We start from the raw sequence: 18,045 nt of genomic DNA on the forward strand, positions 1-18,045 counted from the left end.
GCCCCATGTCCTGGATCCAGAAGGAACTCAAGCGCCGCAAGCGCAAGCCGGCAGTGCCGCCGGGCGCGGCCGCCGGTGAGGCCAGCGCCGAGGCCCTCCGTGCCGGCGAAGAAGCGCTGGCTGCGCTCTGGCAGCGGCTGGAGGCCTTCAACGACGCGCTGCCCGATGAGCTGAAGCTGCGCCGCGAAGTCGTCACCGAGGCACCGAAGCAAGGCACGGCCTTCCGCGTTTGGCTGCGCTCGCAGCAGGGCGCCTCGCTGGGTTTCACGGGCGACGGCGTGCGTTACAACTGGCCCGGCCCCAGCGGGCGGCGCAGCCACAACTTCTGGATAGGCTGGGACGCCCAGGCCGGCCGGCTGGAACTGCGCCAGCGCATCACGCCCATGCCCTCGCCCGTGATCGCGCGGCACCGCTTCGACGAGCGCCGCACCGAGCTCATCATCAAGCAACTGGTGCTGGGCAAGCGCGTGGCGGTGCGTGCACTGCGCAAGAAGCGGCTGTGGCTGTTCTGAACGGCTGCGCAGTGCGATGAGCTCGCGCCGCCGCGTCTGGCTCTTCGATCTGGACGACACGCTGCACGATGCCGCCGGTGCGTCGATGCCGCAGATCCGCGACGCCATGGGCGACTACATCGAGCAGCACCTGGGCTTCCCCCGCGCGGAGGCCGAGGCGCTGCGCAACCAGCATTGGCACCGCTATGGGGCCACGCTGCTGGGCCTGGTGAAGCACCAGGGCGTGGATGCCGCGCACTTCCTGCACCACACGCACGTGCTACCCGGCCTGGAGGCGCGCGTGCGCGGGCATCGTGCCGACATCGCGGCGCTGGCGCGGCTGCCGGGGCGCCGCTACATCCTCACCAACGCGCCGGCGGCCTACGCCGCACGCGTGCTGGGGGCCCTGGGCATCGCGCACCTCTTCGACGGCGTCATCGCCATCGAGCAGATGCAGGTCTTCGGCCGGCTGCGGCCCAAGCCCGACGCGCGCATGCTGCGCGCGGTGGCTGCGCGGCTGCGGGTGCACCCGGCGCACTGCGTGCTGGTGGAAGATACGCTCGTGCACCAGAAGGCCGCGCGCCGCGTGGGCATGGACACCGTGTGGATGCAGCGCTGGCTGCCGCCCGAGCGCAAGCGGCCGCACCGGCGGCCGGCCTACGTGGGCCTGCGCGTGCGCGCACTGCGCGCCTTGCTGCGCAGCGGCTGAACACGCGGACCGGGCCGGCGCGGCACCCGCCCTACCCCGGGTGCTGGCGCGGCGTTTGTCAGTGTTTACCTGCAAGCGGCCCCGCGCAGGCGCTGTGCAAGAATCTTTTTTGTTTCCGACACCCCGCCCCAGCCGAGCCGCCCGACCGCATGTCCGACGTGACAGATGACACCCCCCCGGTCGGCGAAGACGACCTCGACGAAGCCGCCGCCGACAGCCCCGCCGCTGCAGCGCCCATGCGCAAGCGGCCCAAGCCGGGCGAACGCCGCGTGCAGATCCTGCAGACGCTGGCCGGCATGCTGGAGCAGCCCGGCGCCGAGCGCATCACCACCGCCGCGCTGGCGGCCAAGCTGGAGGTGAGCGAAGCGGCGCTCTACCGCCACTTCGCCAGCAAGGCGCAGATGTTCGAAGGGCTCATCGAGTTCATCGAAAGCAGCGTTTTCACGCTCGTCAACCGCATCACCGAGCACGAAACCTCGGGGGCCGTGCAGGCGCAGAAGATCGTCGCCGTGCTGCTGCAGTTCGGCGAGAAGAACCCGGGCATGACGCGCGTGATGGTGGGCGACGCGCTCGTCTTCGAGCACGAGCGCCTGACGCTGCGCATGAACCAGTTCTTCGACCGGCTGGAATCGCAGCTGCGCCAGAGCCTGCGCGCCGCCGCCGAGGCGGCGGGCTCGCCCACGCCCAGTGTCGACGCGCAGGCCCTGGCCTCGGCGCTCAGCGCTCTGGCCATCGGCCGGCTGCAGCGTTACGCGCGCTCGGGCTTCAAGCGCCTGCCCACCGAGCACCTCGAACCCGCGTTGCACCGGCTGACGACCTGAGCCGCTGAGCGCGGCGACAGCGCACCCGGCCATGCTGGACATCCAAGCGGGCGGCACCACGCTGCGGCTGCTGCCGCAACGCGCGGCCTACCTGCCCGAACACCGCACGCTGCTGGTGGCCGATGTCCACATCGGCAAGGCCGTGAGCTTCCGCAAGCTGGGCGTGCCGGTGCCCGGCGGCACCACCACCGAGACCCTGCAGCGCCTGAGCGACGCCGTGGCGGCCACGGGCGCTGAAGAAATCATCTTTCTGGGCGACCTGCTGCACTCGGCACGTTCGCGCACCGCGGCCACTTGGGCGGCGGTGGCGGCCTGGCGCGACGCCCACGCGCACCTGCGCCTGACGCTGGTGCGCGGCAACCACGATGGCCATGCCGGCGACCCGCCTGCGGCCTGGAGCGTGCGCTGTGTCGACGAACCCTGGGCCCTGGGTGGCCTGGCCTTGTGCCACCACCCGCAGCCCGTTGCTGGCGCCTACACGCTGGCAGGGCACCTGCACCCGGCCGTGGTGCTGGGCGGGCGCGCGCACGAGCGCCTGCGCCTGCCCTGCTTCCACTTCGGCGCCGCGGTGGGTGTGCTGCCGGCCTTCGGCGCGTTCACTGGGATGCACGTGGTGCAGCCGCAGCCCGGCGACCGCGTCTGCGTGGTGGCCGGCGACGAAGTGCGCGCCCTGCCCGCCGCCTAAACTGCGCGCCCATGAACCCCGCCTTTGAGCACCTGCTGGTGCGCGCCGAATCGCTGCTGGCACGGCTGGAGGCCATCCTCCCGCACGCCGCCACGGCCCCAGACTGGCAGGCCTCCGTGGCCTTCCGCTACCGCAAGCGTGGCAGCGCGGGCGTGCTGGAGCCGGTGAAACACGTCTCGCGCATCACCCTGCGCGATCTGAAGGAAGTGGACGCGCAGAAAGAGCGCCTGCAGCGCAACACCGCGCAATTCGTCGCCGGCCACGGCGCCAACAACGTGCTGCTGACGGGCGCACGCGGCACGGGCAAGAGCAGCCTGGTGAAGGCCATGCTCCACGAGTACGCGCCGCAAGGCCTGCGCCTGATCGAGGTGGACAAGGCCGATCTGGTGGACCTGCCCGACCTGATCGACCTGGTGGCCGAGCGGCCCGAGAAGTTCATCGTTTTCTGTGACGACCTCAGCTTCGACGAGGGCGAGCCCGGCTACAAGGCGCTGAAGAGCGTGCTCGACGGCAGCGTGGCCGCCGCCAGCGACAACCTGCTGATCTACGCCACCAGCAACCGCCGCCACCTGCTGCCCGAGTACATGAAGGAGAACCTGAGCTACCAGCACACCGAGGACGGCGAGGTGCACCCGGGCGAGGTGGTGGAAGAAAAGATCTCGCTGAGCGAGCGTTTCGGGCTTTGGATCAGCTTCTACCCCTTCACGCAGGGCGAGTACCTGGCGATCGTTGCCCAGTGGCTGCGTTCTTTCGGCGTGGCCGAAGACGCCATCACGGCAGCACGGCAGGAGAGCCTGGTCTGGGCGCTGGAGCGCGGCAGCCGCAGCGGCCGCGTGGCCCAGCAGTTCGCGCGCGACTACGCGGGGCGGCACGGTGGCTGAGCCAGCACCAACGCCTGAGCGCCAGGCCGTCGATGTCGCGGTCGGGGTCTTGATCGATGCCGAGGGCCGCTTCCTGCTGACCAGCCGCCCTGAAGGCAAGGTCTACGCCGGCTACTGGGAGTTCCCGGGCGGCAAGCTCGAAGCCGGCGAAACCGTGGTGCAGGCGCTGCGCCGCGAGTTGCAGGAAGAACTGGGCATCACCATCGGCCACGCCGAGCCGTGGAAGATCGACCTGATGGACTACCCGCACGCCCGCGTGCGCCTGCACTTCTGCAAGGTGTGGCAGTGGACGGGCGACTTCGAGATGCGCGAAGGCCAGACCATGGCCTGGCAGACGCTGCCGGTGCAGGTGGCGCCAGTGCTGCCCGGCACCGTGCCGGTGCTGGCCTGGCTGGCCGCCGAGCAGGGTTTCGCAGGCCCCACCCACTAGACTGCGGCCCATGGACTGGCTCGATCAAGTGAAGTGGGATGCGCAGGGCTTGGTGCCCGTCATCGCCCAGGAGCACGGCACGAAAGACGTGCTGATGTTCGCGTGGATGAACCGCGAGGCGCTGGCCGCCACCGCGGCGCGCGGGCAGGCGGTGTACTACAGCCGCTCGCGGCAGCGCCTGTGGCACAAGGGCGAAGAGTCGGGCCACTTCCAGCAGGTGCACGAGATGCGCTTGGACTGCGACGCCGACGTCGTGCTGCTCAGCGTGACCCAGCACGGCCACGACCCCTCCATCGCGTGCCACACCGGCCGCCACAGTTGCTTCTTCCAGCGCCTGGACACCCGCGCTCCCGCGCCGCAATGGCAGGCCGTGGAGCCTGTGCTGAAAGACCCCGAGAGCATCTACAAATGAGCAGCAACGACACCCTGGCCCGCCTGGCCGAGGTCATCGAATCGCGCCGAGGGCAAGACCCCGACAAAAGTTACGTCGCGCGCTTGTTTTCCAAGGGCACCGACGCCATCTTGAAGAAGGTGGGCGAAGAGGCCACCGAAGTGGTGATGGCCGCCAAGGACGGCGGCGGCGCTGCCCTGGTGGGCGAAGTGGCCGACCTCTGGTTCCACACGATGGTGGCCCTGGCGCATTTCAACCTGAAACCGGCCGATGTGCTGGCCGAACTGGAGCGGCGTGAGGGCTTGTCGGGGCTGGAAGAATTCGCCCTGCGCAAGGCGCGCGAGCGTGAATCTGCCGAGGCCCAAGCCGCAGCGAAAGGAAGCAGCCGTGAGTGAAGTCATCGACACCGTCGACCGCGACAACAGCCTGAAGACCGTGGGTCACATCAGCTACCTGCTGCACGCCATCGTGGCCGTGGGCGCGGTGATCCCAGGCGCGCAGCCGGGCGTGGCGCTGCTGGTGGTGGCCTTCATCATCGACCTCGTCAAGCGCGGCGACGCCGTCGGCACCTGGCAAGAATCGCACTTCGGCTGGCGCATCCGCAGTGTGGTGATCGCGGCCATCCTCTATCTCGTCACCGCACCGCTGTGGCTGCTGTTCGCGGTGCCGGGCTGGATCGCCTGGACCTGCATCTCCATCTGGTTCCTCTACCGCGTGGTGCGCGGCTGGATGAACCTGAACGGCAACCGCCCCATCGGCGCCTGAAACCCCGCCACTTCCTTCCCCCTTGTACCCATGAGCAGCGCCGACCCGAACTGCATCTTCTGCAAGATCGTCGCCGGGCAGATCCCTGCCAAGAAGGTCTTCGAAGACGATCAACTGCTGGCCTTCCACGACATCGCGCCGTGGGCGCCGGTTCACGTGCTGGTGATTCCCAAGCAGCACATCGCGACGCTGGCCGACGTGGGACCCGAGCACGACGCGCTGCTCGGGCGCATGCTGGGCCTCGCGCCGCAGCTGATGAAACAGCTGGGCGTGACGGGGGGCTTCCGCACCGTCATCAACACCGGGCCCGACGGCGGGCAGGAGGTCTACCACCTCCACATGCACGTGATGGGCGGGCCCCGGCCCTGGGCCAAGGGCTGAATTCAGCGGGCCTGGTGCGGTGCGGGGTGAGACCCGCCTGCCACAGGCCCTTCACGCATCAACCGTAGAATCGCGGGCTTCGCCTTCGTTAGGAGAGAGATCATGGGTTCGTTCAGCATCTGGCATTGGCTGATCGTTTTGCTGGTCGTCGTGGTCATCTTCGGCACCAAGAAACTTCGCAACATCGGCAGCGACCTCGGCGGCGCCGTCAAGGGCTTCAAGGAAGGCATGAAGACCGGCGGTGACGACACGCCCGCGGCCGACACGCCGGCACAACAGGTCACCACCGCCAAGCGCAGCGACGCCAACACGGTGGACGTGGACGCGAAGACCAAGAGCTGAGCCGCTTGACTGAAGCTGCTCCTGCTGCGGCGCTGACGCCATGATGGACTTCGGCCTCGACAAGCTGGCGCTCATCGGCGCCGTGGCCCTGGTGGTCATCGGCCCCGAAAAGCTGCCGCGCGTGGCGCGCACCGTGGGTGCGCTCTTCGGCAAGGCACAGCGCTACGTCTCCGACGTCAAGGCCGAGGTGAACCGCAGCATCGAGCTCGAAGAGCTCAAGAAGATGAAGACGCAGTTCGAGGACGCCGCGCGCAACGTGGAAGACACGGTGCGCAGCGAGGTCAACTCGGCCAGTGCCGCCTTCGACAATGAATGGGCCTCGGCCACCGCCGGCCTGGACGGCGATGGCACGAACAGCGGTTCCAGCAGCATCGGCTACGAGCCGCTGGCCTCGCCGCCGCCCTACTACACGCACCCCAAGAAGAACTGGCGCCTGAAGCGTGGGGCCACGCCCCAGTGGTACAAGCAGCGCAACGGCGTGCGCACCAAGGCGCTGTCGGGCGCGGCCCGCGTGGCGCGCTTCCGTCCCAAGGCCGGCGCCGGGTCGTCCACAGGCCGATGAGCAGCAGCAACGACAACAAGCCCGACGAGCTCGCCGGCACCGAAGCGCCTTTCGTCTCGCACCTGGTCGAGCTGCGCGACCGGCTGATCCGCGCTGTCATCGCCGTGGGCGTGGTGTTCGGCGCGCTGTGTGTCTGGCCTGGCCCCGCGGGCTTGTACGACCTGCTGGCCGCGCCCATGGTGGCGCATCTGCCGGCCGACACCAAGCTGATCGCCACCAACGTGATCTCGCCCATCCTGGTGCCGCTGAAGATCACGTTGATGGCAGCCTTCATGGTGGCCTTGCCGGTGGTGCTGTACCAGCTGTGGGCCTTCGTGGCGCCGGGGCTGTATTCGCACGAGAAGAAGCTGGTGCTGCCGCTGGTGGTGAGCAGCACCATTCTCTTCATCGCCGGCGTGGCCTTCTGCTACTTCCTGGTGATTCCAGGGATGAGCAAGTTCATCCAGGCCTTCGCGCCGACCACCATCACGGCCGCGCCGGACATCGAGCAGTACTTCGGCTTCGTGCTGACGCTGTTTCTCGTCTTCGGCATCGCCTTCGAGGTGCCGATTGCCGTGGTGGTGTTGGCGCGCATGGGCATCGTCACGCTGGAGCAACTGCGCGCCTGGCGCGGCTACTTCATCGTTGCCAGCTTCATCGTCGCCGCCGTGGTGACCCCGCCCGACGTCATCAGCCAGCTGGCCTTGGCCATCCCGATGTGCATCCTGTACGAGATCGGCATCATCGCCGCCGGCCTCCTCATCAAGCACACCAAGGCCCCCGACGCCGAAACCGACGCCAAGCCGTCGGCCTGAAGCCGAGCACCAGCTCCGGCCACCGGGCGCGCGAAGCGCCGCCCACGTTCAAGCCAGAGGCCGTGCCCGGGTCCCCCGGGCACAGGCCGAACCTCCCCCTCGGGTGGGGTGAGCCGGCGCCGAACAAGCGCCTGCGCGCTTGTGAGTGGCTGGCGAACGGTCTCGGGCTTGCAAGCCCGAGACCGGCGAGCGCAGCGAGCTGGGGGGCCCTATTTCACCCAGGTATTCAGCTGAATGATCGGCATCAGCACCGCCAGCATGATGACCACCACCACGCCGCCCATGCCCACGATGAGCAGCGGCTCCAGGATGGTGGCGGCGCTCAGCGCGCGGCGCTGCACCTCGGCCGACATCTGCTTGGAAGCGCGCTGCAGCATCTGCGGCAGCTGACCCGTCTGCTCACCCAGCCGCGCGAACATCGCCAGCAGCCCGGGAAAGCGTTTCTTGCCCGCCAGCGCGCTGGCCAGCGGTGCGCCCTCGCGCACCTGCACCAGCGCGTCCAGCGCATCCGCGCGCATCGCACGGTTGCCCAAGGTCTCGGCCGCGGCCTGCAGCGCCTTCAGGATGGGCACGCCCGCCCCGGCCAGCATGGCCAGCGTGCCGCCGAAACGCGCGGCGTTGTAACCCCGTGCCAGGCGGCCGAAGAGCGGCAGGTTCAGGAAGGCCGCATCGGTGCGTTCGCGAAAGGCTTCGTTACGCCGCGCCAGCACGAAGGCCGTGATGCCGCCCGTGGCCAGCAGCGCCACCGCCCAGCCCCAGTTGCGCACGAAACTGCTCACGCCCAGCATCGCCACCGTCAGGAAAGGCAGCGCGCGCTTGCCGGTGGTGAAGACATTGGCGATCTGCGGCACCACGAAGGTGACCAGCACGATCACGATGATCAGTGCCACCAGCGAGACGATGGCCGGGTAGAGCATCGCGCCCAGCACCTTGCTGCGCAGGGCCTGGCGGTCCTCCAGGTCGTCGGCCAGGCGTTCGAGCACCGCGCCCAGGGCACCGCTCTGCTCACCCGCGGCCACCACGGCGCGGTAGATCTCGTCGAACTCGCGCGGCGCGGTGCCGAGTGCGCGGCCAAAGGAACTGCCGGCGTTGACCTCGCTCTTCAAATGCGCCACCAGCTCGCGCTGGCGCGGGTTTTCGGCCTCGTCGGCCAGCGCCGTGAGAGCCCGCTCCAGCGGCAGGCCCGAGCCCACCAGGCCAGCGAGCTGCCGCGTCCACACCGCCAGGCTGGTGGCCGAGAACACACGCCGCGTGAAGCGCGCGCCCGCGCTGTTGTCGGTGGCGGCCATCGTGACGGCCGTCACCCCCAGCGGCACCAGATCGCGCCCGCGCAGCTGCTGCCGCGCGGCCTTCACGTTGTCGGCTTCCAGCAGGCCGCTCTGGGCCTTGCCGGCGGCATCCAGCGCTTCGAAACGGTAGGCGGGCATGGCTAGTCGCGCGTGACCCGGATCACTTCTTCCAGCGAGGTGATGCCTTCACGCACCAGCCGCTCACCGTCTTCCCGCATGCTCTTCAGGCCCGCGGCGCGCGCGGCCGCCACCAGGTCCTGCTCGGGCGCACGGCTGTGGATCAGCGCCTGCACCTGCTCGTCCACACGCATCAGCTCGTAGACGCCGGTGCGGCCCTTGTAGCCCGTCATGCTGCATTTCTCGCAACCCACGGGGTGCCAGCGCGGCTGGCCGTCTTCGCCATCGTCGCCGCGCTTCTTGCAGTGCGGGCACAGCTTGCGCACCAGACGCTGCGCCAGCACGCCCAGCAGGCTGCTGCTCAGCAGGAAGGGTTCCACGCCCATGTCGATCAGGCGCGTGACGCTGCTGGGCGCATCGTTGGTGTGCACGGTGGCCAGCACGAGGTGGCCCGTCAGGCTGGCCTGGATGGCGATGCTGGCGGTCTCGTGGTCGCGGATCTCGCCGATCATGATCACGTCAGGGTCCTGCCGCAGGATGGCGCGCAGGGCCTTGGCGAAAGTCAGGTCGATCTTCGGGTTCACCTGCGTCTGGCCGATGCCGGCCAGCTCGTACTCCACCGGGTCTTCCACGGTCAGCACGTTGGTGGTGGCGGTGTCCACGCGGCCCAGGCTGGCGTAGAGCGTGGTGGTCTTGCCGCTGCCGGTGGGGCCGGTCACGAGCACGATGCCGTGCGGCTGCTGCACCAGGCGGTCGAAGCTCTTGAGCACCTCGCCGTCCATGCCCAAGCCTTCCAGCGTGAAGCGGCTCTCGGTCTTGTCCAGCAGGCGCAGCACGGCGCGTTCGCCGTGCGAAGAGGGCAGCGTGCTCACGCGCACGTCGATGGCGCGGCCGCCGATGCGCAAGGAGATGCGGCCGTCCTGCGGCAGGCGCTTCTCGGCGATGTCGAGCTCGGCCATGATCTTCAGCCGGCTGATCAGCGCCGCGTGCAGCGCCTTGTTGGGCTGCACCACCTCGCGCAACGTGCCGTCCACGCGGAAGCGCACGCTGCTGCTGCGCTCGTAGGGCTCGATGTGGATGTCGCTGGCGCCGTCCTTCGCGGCCTGCGTCAGCAGTGCATTGAGCATGCGGATGATGGGGGCGTCGTCTGCGGCCTCCAGCAGGTCTTCCACCGCGGGCAGGTCTTGCATCATGCGGCTGAGGTCGACGCCGCTTTCCACCTCTCCGATGACGGCGGCGGCGCTGCTTTCACCGCCCGCGTAGGCCGCGGCGATGCGCTGCACCAGCGTGCTGCTGTTCTCGCGCTCGAAGGCAGCCACATCGAACAGCCGGCCGACCTCGGCCAGCGCCGAGGGCGAGGTGGTCTCGGCGGCCCACAGCGCGAGTTGCTCGCCGTCGTCTTCGAGCAGCAGCGTGTGCGCCTTGGCGTAGGCGTAGGGCAGGGGGTGACGCACGGCCATGGCAGTGTCCCGGGCCTGCGATCAGGGGCGCGGTGCCGGTGCGGGCGCGGCAGCCGGGGCGCTGCCCAAGGGCTGGCTGGCCGAGGGCCGCGCCGGCAGCACCGGCGATTCGTTGATCGGCATCACCACGCTGGGCGCAGGCTGCGCGTCTTGCTGGCGGCCGCGCATTTGCTCGTAGCGGTCGGCCGAGAAGCGGTTGGCGGCCTCGGCGTCGCGCATCACGATGGGCCGCAGGAAGACCATCAGGTTGGTGCGGCGGCGTTCGCGGCTCTCGCTGCGGAACAGCGCGCCGAGCCAGGGGATGTCGCCCAGCAGCGGCACCTTGCTCTGGTTGGTGACGAAACGGTCTTCGATCAGGCCGCCCAGCACGAGGATCTCGCCGTCGTCCACCACCACCGCGCCTTCGTAGCTGCGCTTGGTGGTGCTGGGGCCGGCGTTGGTGGTGCCGGCCGCGGTGTCCTGCTTGACGCTGCTCTGCTCCTGGAAGATGGTCATGCGCACCGCGCCGCCCTCGCCGATCTGCGGGCGGATGCGCAGCGTGATGCCGACGTCTTTCCGCTCGATGGTCTGGAAGGGGTTGGTGGTGGCGCCGCTGGTGCCGCCCACGCCGGTGAACTGGCCGGTGATGAAGGGCACGTTCTCGCCGACGACGATCTTGGCTTCTTCGTTGTCCAGCGTGATCAGCGTCGGCGTGCTGACGATGTTGGTCTGCGCCTGGCTCTGCAGCATGCGCGCGATGGCCGCCAGCGAGGTGACGCCGTTGTAGGCCCGCAGCAAGCCCACGTTCAGGCCCTGGCCGAGGTTGATCTGCCCCTGCACCGCGCCGGTGTTGACGCTGATGATGTTGCCCACGCCGCCGGCGGGCGTGAAGTTGGTGCCGCCGGCCAGGCCGGTGCGGTCGCCGCTCTGGCCCAGCAGCCCCTGCCACTGGAAGCCGAAGTCGGCCGCGTCGCCGCCGGCCACCTCGACGATCATGCTTTCGATGTAGACCTGCGCGCGGCGCGTGTCGAGCTGGTCGATGAGCGCGCGCACCTGCTTGTAGAGCGGCTCGGGCGCCGTGATGATCAGCGAGTTCGTCGCCGGGTCGGCCTGGATGAAGCCGCCCGTGCTGGGCTGGGCGGCGCCCGCCACGGCACCGCCGCCCGTGCCCTGGCTGCCCGGCGTGCCCTGGGGCGCCCCCGTGGGGGCAGTGCCCGCGCCGGGCGTGGCCACGCTGCCGGTGCTGGCCGCAGCGCTGCCGCTGGCCCCGGTGCCGAAAGCCCCGAAGGCCGCGCGCACCACCGTGGCCAGGCGCGTGGCCTCGGCGTTTTTCAGGTGCACGACCCACATGCCGCCGCCCGGGCCCAGCAGCGTGCTGGGGCGGTCGAGCTGCGCGATGGTGGCGCGCACCTGCGCCAGGCGCGCGGGGTTGGCGGCCTTCACCAGCAAGGCGTTGGCCCGCGAGTCGGCCACCACGGTGGTGCCGCCGCCAGCGTTGGGCACACCGGGCACGGCGGCAGCGGAGGCATCGCTCAGGCGCTGCACCAGCGGCGCCAGGTCGGCGGCCACGGCGTGCTGCAGCGGCACCACCTCCACGCCCGTGCTGGACGGCAGGTCGAGCGCCGCGATGATGCGGCCGATGCGCTCGAGGTTGCCGGCGTAGTCGGTGATGACCAGCGAGTTGCTCGCCGGGTTGGCGTTGATGGTGTTGTTGGCGCTGATCAGGGGCCGCAGGATGGGCACGAGGTTGTTCGGGTTCTCGTGGCGCAGCGAGAAGATCTGCGTGATGACCTGGTCACCCTTGGCCCCCACCTCACCCACCGACACCGTGCCGGTCTGCAGCTTGGCATCGGCCTCGGGCACCACCTTCAGCAGGCCCCCGCTCTCCACCACCGAGAAGCCCAGGCCGCGCAGCGCGCTCTGGTAGCTCTGCCAGGCCTGGCGGATGGTCTGCGGCTGTTCGCTGTAGACGGTGATGGTGCCCTTCACGCGCGGGTCGACCACGATGGCGCGGCCGATCATCGCGGCGAAGGCGCGCGTGACGCCTTCGATGTCGGCGTTGACGAAGTTCACCGTCACCGGTGCGCGCGAGCGCGTCGGGAGGTCCTGCGCGCCGGCGGGCAGTTGCGCCAGCAAGGCCAGGGCCAAGGCACAGCGGCCGAGTTGCCGAAGGTTCATGCTCATCCTATGGAAATGATCGACGACGCGCCCTGGCGCCGCCCGATGATGTTCAGCAGGTTGCCCAAGGCGGCTTCGTAGCCGCCGGCCGCGCTGGCCTGGCCGCGGAAACGCAGGCGCGAGGCGGCGCCGCTGCCCAGCAGTTCACCGCTGCCGCTGAGCTGCAGCGCGCCTTCGGTGGTGAGCAGCTGCAGCCGCGCGGGCTGCTCGCCGGCGGCATCGCCGCTCAGCGTGAGGCGGTAGCTGCCCAGGCTGTCCAGCGTCGACAGGCGGGAAGCGAGGGTGGCCAAGGTCAGGTCGAGCCGCCCGGTGAAGCGCCAACGGCCCTGCACCTGCTCCAGCACCAGGCCGGGGCTGCTGAGCTGCAGCGTGCCCGTGGGCCGGAGCGTGTTCCAGGGTGTGCCCAGGCCTGTGAGCCAAGCGGCCGGCCATTGCCCGAAGGCGGGGCCAGGGCCGGCGGCGAGGCCCGTGCCCGCGTCGGCACCAGCCGCCGGCAACTCCAGCCGCACACGGCCGAGCCCGAAGGCCACCCGCAGCGGCTGCTCGCCATTGATGCAGCAAGGCTGGCTCGCGTGCAGCGTGAAACCCGCGCCAGTGGGGCGCAGTCGCCAGTGCAGGCGGTCGGGCAAGGCGCTGGCGTCGCGGCTGCCCTCGCCGCCGGTCAGTATCAGCACGGCATTGCCGTTCCACACCGTGCCACGTGCGTCGGCCAGCAGCAGACGCTGCCCCGTGGCCGAGGCCAGGGCGCCGGCCAGCCAGGCTGCGGGCGCAAAGGCCACCAAGGCCACCAGGACCCCCGTGGCCGCACCGGCGACAGCCCAGCGCTTCATCGTCAAGGCGCGCCCCCCAGGGCCAGCACCAGGGTGCCGCTGTAACCGGGGCCGCTGCGCAGCAGGCTGGCTTCCACCGGGCGGGCACGCGCGCCGGAGCGGGCTTCGGCCAGCCAGTCGCGCAACTGGCTGGTGGTGATGCCGTTGAGCGTGAGCACAGCCCGGTCGCCCTGCAGCGAGAGCTTGGCCTGGTCGCCCAGGCGTTCTGTGGCTGCGCGCAAGGCCGCACCGGCCTGTTCGACGTTGACGGGCGGCGCGTTGCGCAGTTCGGTGGCTTCCGCTGCCAGGCGCTGCATGGCGCGCAGCTGGTTCTCGCTGGCTTCGATTGCGGCGGGCGCGGTGCGCAGCGTGCGAAGCGCCGGCTGCAGCACGACCCACCACAGCAAGGCCAGACCGAGCACGGCGCCAGCCAGGGTGAGCAGGCGCTGCTCGCGCGCCGGCAGCGCGCGCCACCAGCTGCGCAGCGGGGCCAGCGCCTGCGCGGCGCCACGGCCGGGGGCGGCGGGCCCTGAAGAAGTGCCGGTCGGTGCGTTCATGGCGTGGGCTTGCGGTTCGAGGTGGTGGCGCGGGCCAGCACGAGGCGGCCTTCCACCAGTTCCGCGCGCAGCGGCGTGCCGCGCAGGCGCTCTTGCATCTGCGCGAGTTGCGGCGCGCCGAAACCGGGCGCCGACAGGCTCAGGCGCGTGCCGTCGAAGTTCAGTGTTTGCACTGGCCCTTGGCCGTCGGGCCAGGCGGCGGCGGCGGCGCCCATCAGAGATTCGAGATCACCCTCACCCGGGCGGCCGGCCGCGGCACGCAGCCGCTCGGTTTCTCGCTGCATCTGCAGCGGTGCATCGAGCACGGTGCGCACGCCGGGGTGGGCCGACTGCAGCAACGCCGTCATCAGGGCGCGCTGCTGGGCGAGCTTTTGCGCTTGCTGCCAGGCGTAGACGTTCAGGCCCAGGAGTTGCACGCCCACCAGCGCGGCCAGGCCCCAGCGCACGGGGCGCCATTCGGCGCTGAAGAAGCGCTTGCCCAGGTCACGCGCCGCGCGTGAGCCGCGGTGGCGCACGGCCAGGTCGAACTGGCGCAGGTTGGTGGCGGCCTGCGCGGCTTCCAGCGCACGCTCGGCTTCACTCAGCACGCCGACGGGCGCCCCCAGCCAGCGTTCGGCGGCGGCCGTGGCCGCCGGCGTGGCGGTGTACCGCACGGCTTCGCCTTCGGGCTGCAGCACGCGGGCCAGCGGGCCGGCACGCAAGCAGGCCACGCCGTCGGCGCGGGCCAGCGTCAGCCAGGGGGCGCTGTCGCTGTCGTCGCCCGCGGTGTGGAAATGGCCGCGGGCGGGCTCGCCAGCGGCCACCGGGCCGGCTGCGGCCACCACCCGCTCCACAGCCAGGCCTGCGGCTTCCAGCGCAGCCAGCGCGGCAGCCAGCCGTGGGCGGTGCGTCACGGCCACCCAGCCGCTCTGGCCAGGCACGGCGCCTTCGGCCAAGGCGAAGTGCAGGTGCTCGTCGTCTTCCAGCAGCGTCTCTTCCATCACGCCCAGCAAGGCCGCGCGCAGGCGGGCGGGCGGGGCCTTGGGCAGGTCGATGCGGTGCCAGCTGACATCGCCCTCGGCCAGCACCAGCACGGTCTGGTCGGCACGGGGCAGCAGGGCCGGTGCGGCCGTGCCCTGCTGGGTGACGCTGCGGCCGTCGCTGCTGAACACGAAGCTCCACTGCGCGGGCAGCTTCAGCGCAGAGCCTGCATGGGCCAAGGCATCGGCAGCGCCGGCGGCACGCGCCGTCAGGCGTTCGCGCGGGGGGAGCAGCAGGGCTAGCAGGGACATCGGTGCTCAGGCGCCAGGTCGACAAGGAAAGGGTGAACGCAAGCCGGTCGGCCACGGGCCATGGGCCCGGGCGGCGCGTATTGTGGCCTTGCTGCAGATGCTCACTGTGTCGGGGCCGTGAAGCTGTGGCGCTCGCGGCGGCGCACGACGACACGGTCGCCATCGCGCTGCAGCAGCGAACGCTCTTCGAGCACCCGCTCTTCCAGCCGCAGCCGGCCTGACACCAGGAACCAGGCCGAAGCAACGCCAATGCGCGCGCCCTCCACCTTGGCATCGGCCGGCAACAGCGCCTGCACGTCGGCCAGCGTGTCGAAGGGTTTGCGCTGGCGCGCCAGCACCAGGCGCTCGGCCGTGCCGAGGTCGATGTTGTCGATGGCGGCCAGCAGCACCTCGCGCGGGGCGGTATTGGCGTTCACCGGCGTGGCCACGGGCAGCAGCTCGACCCAGAGCGACAGACGCGCCAGCGTGGCGGGGTCGATGCCGAGCCAGCGCAGGTCGTCCACCTGCGCCGGGCGCAGCGGGGCCCCGGCGGCGCCGGCTTCCTCAGGCGGCAGTTGCGCCAGGCGCAGGCCCTCGGCGATACGGGCCGCGGTGTCGGCCGGGGCGCCGGCCAGGTCGGCCAGGCGCTGCAGTGCGGCCACCTGCGCCGGCACGGTCTTGCCGGCGCCATCGACGAGGCCGCGCAGGTTCAAGCGCGACTGCGCATCGACGATGGCGCCGCTGATGAAGGCCTCGGGGCCGCTGTCGGCGTTGTTGTCCTGGTCGGCGGCGAGGAAGGTGGACAGCCGCGCCTCGGCCAGGGGCGTGGCCCAGGGTTCGTCGAGCGAATCGCGGTTCTGGCCGCGGTTGCGCGCCTCTCGGGCGTCTTCCTTCAGGATGAGGCGCGACCAATCCAGCGCACCGGCGAGGATCCAGGCCGCTTGCGCGCGTGCCCGCTCAGCGGCTTCCACCTGCACGGCACGGGTCTGCAGCCACACCATGCTGGAGGCGATGGTGACGATCAGCGCCACGATCACCATGGCCAGCAGCAGCGCAGCGCCGCGCTGGGCCGGGGCCGCCGCGCGCTGCTTCATGACCCGGCGGGGCCCAGCGCGATGTCGCGCGTAAGCGGCTTCTCGCCAAAGAAGATCTGCAGGCGCACGGCCTCGGGCAGCTCTTCGCGCAGCTGCACGTTGCCCTGGGGCGCGCTGGCCCCGCTGGCGGCAGGGGCCGGCGTGGGCGGGCCCTGCACCGCCACGACGTTGCCGCTGGACTGCGCGTTGCTCCACTGCCCGCCGCGCGCGAAGTAGATCTGCCAGCTGGACACGCCTTCGCTGAGCAGCACGGTGCCAGGCTCGGTGCCCAGCAATTGCTGGCTGCGCAGCCAGGCTTCCTGCAGCTCGCTGCCGCGCACCACGGTGGGCCCCACCCAGCGCTGCCAACGCCCGCTGCGCACGGCCCAGGTCACCAGCTGCACACCGCCTTCGGCCCGACGCGTGAGGCGCAGCGTCTGGCCGTCGAAGGCCAGCGGCGGCACGAGATCGGTGTCGTGCAGGGCCTGCAGGTCCTGTTCCCACTGCGTCAGCACGGTGGCCAGGCGCACGGTGCGGTCGACCGAGGCCTGGCCTTCGTCGCGCGCACGCACCACCGAATCCAGCGCCTGCCAGGCCAGCGTGGTGAGCAGCGCCATCATGAGCAGCGCCACCAGCACCTCCACCAGCGTGAAGCCGGCGGCGCGGCGTCGGCAATCGGAACAGCAGGCGCGGTTCATGGCCTGGGCAGCACGGTGGACAAGGTCAGCAGCGGGCGCCCTTCGCTGTCCTTCACCACCGCGTCGACGCGGCGGAAGTTGGGGTTGGGCGTGGGCCGCGTCACCAGCTGCCCGGGGTAGCTGCGGCCGAGTTGCTCGCAGCTGAAGTCGGCCTCGCCCACGCCCGGGAACACGCGACTGATGCGCAGGGCGGTGAGCTCGTTCTCCGCGCACCACTGCGCGGCCACCACATCGGCCAGCCGTGCGGCGTTGTCGGTGAGCACGCCCGCGGCGCGCAGGCCGGCCCCCAGCGCAATCGCCACGATGGCCAGCGCCACCAGCACTTCCAGCAGCGTGAAGCCGCGGTGCCGACGGCCTGCCGGGCGCGTGCGGCCCTTCACGGCTGCGGGCCGGCGGCCGTGGCCACGGCAAAGGGGCCCAGGCCATCGCTGGCGAGCTCGAGCCGCTGTGCTTCCAACCGCAGCACGATGCGCTGCGGCGGCAGGATGGCCTCAGGGCCCAGCAGCACCTGCGGCGCGCCGACAACCTCGGCCCGCGTGGCAGGGTCGAGCCAGCGGGTGGGCATGGCCTGCGCCGCAGACAGGCCGACAAAGCGGAACTGCACCGCCGGGTCGGGGTCGGCATTGCCCTCCCCCTTGGGCACCCAGCGCACCGCCACGCCCGAGACGCGGGCCTCGGCGCGCGCCATCTCCAGCAGCGCGGCCAGGCGCGCGCCCTCTTCTTCCAGTTTGGCGGCCTGGCCATCGCGCAGCGTCAGCATGATCAGGCCCGACGACACCGCCACGATGGCGATGACGACCAGCAGCTCGATCAGCGTGAAGCCACGCCCGCGCGCGCGCCGCAGCGCCGCGGAGCGGCCTGGGCCGCTACTGCCAGGAACCGATGTCGGCATTGGCGCCTTCACCCCCCGGCTGGCCATCGGCGCCGAAGCTGAAGACATCGATCTCGCCGTTCACCCCGGGGTTGAGGAACTGGTAGGGGCGACCCCAGGGGTCTGCCGGCAGCTTGTCGAGGTAGGGCTTCCAGTTCGGGGGCACGGCGCCCGCAGTGGGCTTGCGCACCAGCGCGTCGAGCCCCTGCTCGGCGCTGGGGTAGCGCTGGTTGTCGATCTTGTAGCGCTTCAAGCCCTCCACCAGCGTCTTGATGTCGGTGCGCGCGGCCGTGCTGCGGGCGTCATCGAGGCTGCTGAAGAGGTTGGGCACGATCAGTGCGCCCAGCACGCCGATGATGACCAACACCACCAGCAGTTCGATCAGGGTGAAGCCGCGCTCGCGTGGCCTGCCGGCGGGCTGGGTGCCCGGGTGCGCGACAGACGGGGGACGGTGCATCAGGGGCATGGAAGGCATGGGCGCATGGCCAGGGGCCGGCGGCGCCGGCGGCAGG

At 70.9% G+C, this 18,045-nt stretch carries 24 protein-coding genes; 13 read left to right on the forward strand and 11 right to left on the reverse strand.

What is annotated here, in order from left to right; genetic code table 11:
• Positions 1-5 precede the first annotated feature (5 nt).
• From EOE66_RS06440 to tatC, 13 genes are all read left to right on the forward strand, one after another.
• Positions 6-512 (forward strand): hypothetical protein, encoded by a 507-nt coding sequence (locus EOE66_RS06440; RefSeq protein ID WP_128227844.1) that lies wholly within the window; start codon positions 6-8, stop codon positions 510-512.
• Between the two features lie 16 nt (positions 513-528).
• The gene (locus EOE66_RS06445; protein ID WP_128227845.1) at positions 529-1,200 is read left to right on the forward strand and encodes an HAD-IA family hydrolase; all 672 of its coding nucleotides are present in this window, start codon (positions 529-531) and stop codon (positions 1,198-1,200) included.
• Positions 1,201-1,349: 149 nt separating this feature from the next.
• Entirely contained in the window at positions 1,350-2,021 is a 672-nt protein-coding gene (slmA, locus tag EOE66_RS06450) for a nucleoid occlusion factor SlmA (protein ID WP_128227846.1), read from the forward strand.
• Between the two features lie 31 nt (positions 2,022-2,052).
• The gene (pdeM, locus tag EOE66_RS06455; protein WP_128227847.1) at positions 2,053-2,706 is read left to right on the forward strand and encodes a ligase-associated DNA damage response endonuclease PdeM; all 654 of its coding nucleotides are present in this window, start codon (positions 2,053-2,055) and stop codon (positions 2,704-2,706) included.
• 11 nt (positions 2,707-2,717) lie between these two features.
• Complete coding sequence (locus EOE66_RS06460; RefSeq protein ID WP_128227848.1) at positions 2,718-3,587, forward strand: ATP-binding protein; 870 nt, start codon at positions 2,718-2,720, stop codon at positions 3,585-3,587.
• Positions 3,580-4,017, forward strand: coding sequence for an NUDIX domain-containing protein (locus tag EOE66_RS06465; RefSeq protein ID WP_128227849.1), 438 nt, complete (start codon positions 3,580-3,582; stop codon positions 4,015-4,017). The genes EOE66_RS06460 and EOE66_RS06465 overlap by 8 nt, the downstream gene beginning before the upstream one ends.
• Before the next feature lies 1 nt (position 4,018).
• Entirely contained in the window at positions 4,019-4,429 is a 411-nt protein-coding gene (gene hisI, locus EOE66_RS06470; RefSeq protein WP_205702662.1) for a phosphoribosyl-AMP cyclohydrolase, read from the forward strand.
• Complete coding sequence (locus EOE66_RS06475) at positions 4,426-4,803, forward strand: phosphoribosyl-ATP diphosphatase (protein WP_128227851.1); 378 nt, start codon at positions 4,426-4,428, stop codon at positions 4,801-4,803. Before hisI ends, EOE66_RS06475 begins: the two co-directional genes overlap by 4 nt.
• On the forward strand, positions 4,796-5,173 hold the full coding sequence (locus EOE66_RS06480; protein ID WP_128227852.1) for a DUF4870 family protein: 378 nt from the start codon (positions 4,796-4,798) through the stop codon (positions 5,171-5,173). The genes EOE66_RS06475 and EOE66_RS06480 overlap by 8 nt, the downstream gene beginning before the upstream one ends.
• Positions 5,174-5,203: 30 nt before the next feature.
• Positions 5,204-5,554 (forward strand): histidine triad nucleotide-binding protein, encoded by a 351-nt coding sequence (locus EOE66_RS06485; protein ID WP_128227853.1) that lies wholly within the window; start codon positions 5,204-5,206, stop codon positions 5,552-5,554.
• Between the two features lie 102 nt (positions 5,555-5,656).
• Complete coding sequence (gene tatA / locus EOE66_RS06490) at positions 5,657-5,896, forward strand: Sec-independent protein translocase subunit TatA (protein WP_128227854.1); 240 nt, start codon at positions 5,657-5,659, stop codon at positions 5,894-5,896.
• 40 nt (positions 5,897-5,936) lie between these two features.
• Positions 5,937-6,458: a Sec-independent protein translocase protein TatB gene (tatB, locus tag EOE66_RS06495; RefSeq protein ID WP_128227855.1), complete on the forward strand. Its 522-nt coding sequence runs from the start codon at positions 5,937-5,939 to the stop codon at positions 6,456-6,458.
• Positions 6,455-7,252 carry a twin-arginine translocase subunit TatC gene (tatC, locus tag EOE66_RS06500; protein WP_128227856.1) on the forward strand — a complete coding sequence of 266 codons (798 nt, stop codon included), beginning with the start codon at positions 6,455-6,457 and terminating at the stop codon, positions 7,250-7,252. The genes tatB and tatC overlap by 4 nt, the downstream gene beginning before the upstream one ends.
• Positions 7,253-7,461: 209 nt before the next feature.
• On the opposite strand, the gene gspF is transcribed toward tatC, so the two are convergent.
• The 11 genes from gspF to gspG form a co-directional block, all read right to left on the reverse strand.
• Positions 7,462-8,679 carry a type II secretion system inner membrane protein GspF gene (gene gspF / locus EOE66_RS06505; protein WP_128227857.1) on the reverse strand — a complete coding sequence of 406 codons (1,218 nt, stop codon included), beginning with the start codon at positions 8,677-8,679 and terminating at the stop codon, positions 7,462-7,464.
• A 2-nt stretch (positions 8,680-8,681) separates the two neighbouring features.
• Positions 8,682-10,118, reverse strand: coding sequence for a type II secretion system ATPase GspE (gene gspE / locus EOE66_RS06510; protein WP_128227858.1), 1,437 nt, complete (start codon positions 10,116-10,118; stop codon positions 8,682-8,684).
• 21 nt (positions 10,119-10,139) lie between these two features.
• A complete protein-coding gene (gspD, locus tag EOE66_RS06515; protein WP_128227859.1) occupies positions 10,140-12,281 on the reverse strand; it encodes a type II secretion system secretin GspD in 2,142 nt (713 codons plus the stop codon).
• Positions 12,278-13,105, reverse strand: a complete 828-nt coding sequence (gene gspN / locus EOE66_RS06520; RefSeq protein ID WP_128227860.1) for a type II secretion system protein N — start codon at positions 13,103-13,105, stop codon at positions 12,278-12,280. Before gspN ends, gspD begins: the two co-directional genes overlap by 4 nt.
• A 2-nt stretch (positions 13,106-13,107) precedes the next feature.
• Positions 13,108-13,641 (reverse strand): type II secretion system protein M, encoded by a 534-nt coding sequence (locus EOE66_RS06525; protein WP_128227861.1) that lies wholly within the window; start codon positions 13,639-13,641, stop codon positions 13,108-13,110.
• Entirely contained in the window at positions 13,638-14,912 is a 1,275-nt protein-coding gene (gene gspL / locus EOE66_RS06530) for a type II secretion system protein GspL (RefSeq protein WP_128227862.1), read from the reverse strand. Before gspL ends, EOE66_RS06525 begins: the two co-directional genes overlap by 4 nt.
• 101 nt (positions 14,913-15,013) lie before the next feature.
• On the reverse strand, positions 15,014-15,985 hold the full coding sequence (gene gspK / locus EOE66_RS06535) for a type II secretion system minor pseudopilin GspK (RefSeq protein ID WP_128227863.1): 972 nt from the start codon (positions 15,983-15,985) through the stop codon (positions 15,014-15,016).
• The gene (locus EOE66_RS06540) at positions 15,982-16,662 is read right to left on the reverse strand and encodes a PulJ/GspJ family protein (RefSeq protein ID WP_128227864.1); all 681 of its coding nucleotides are present in this window, start codon (positions 16,660-16,662) and stop codon (positions 15,982-15,984) included. The genes gspK and EOE66_RS06540 overlap by 4 nt, the downstream gene beginning before the upstream one ends.
• Positions 16,659-17,042 (reverse strand): type II secretion system minor pseudopilin GspI, encoded by a 384-nt coding sequence (gene gspI, locus EOE66_RS06545; RefSeq protein ID WP_128227865.1) that lies wholly within the window; start codon positions 17,040-17,042, stop codon positions 16,659-16,661. The genes EOE66_RS06540 and gspI overlap by 4 nt, the downstream gene beginning before the upstream one ends.
• On the reverse strand, positions 17,039-17,554 hold the full coding sequence (locus EOE66_RS06550; RefSeq protein ID WP_128227866.1) for a prepilin-type N-terminal cleavage/methylation domain-containing protein: 516 nt from the start codon (positions 17,552-17,554) through the stop codon (positions 17,039-17,041). The genes gspI and EOE66_RS06550 overlap by 4 nt, the downstream gene beginning before the upstream one ends.
• Positions 17,529-17,990, reverse strand: a complete 462-nt coding sequence (gene gspG / locus EOE66_RS06555) for a type II secretion system major pseudopilin GspG (RefSeq protein ID WP_205702663.1) — start codon at positions 17,988-17,990, stop codon at positions 17,529-17,531. Before gspG ends, EOE66_RS06550 begins: the two co-directional genes overlap by 26 nt.
• Between the last annotated feature and the right edge of the window lie 55 nt (positions 17,991-18,045).

The organism is Rubrivivax rivuli (genome assembly GCF_004016505.1).
Lineage (GTDB): Bacteria > Pseudomonadota > Gammaproteobacteria > Burkholderiales > Burkholderiaceae_C > Rubrivivax > Rubrivivax rivuli.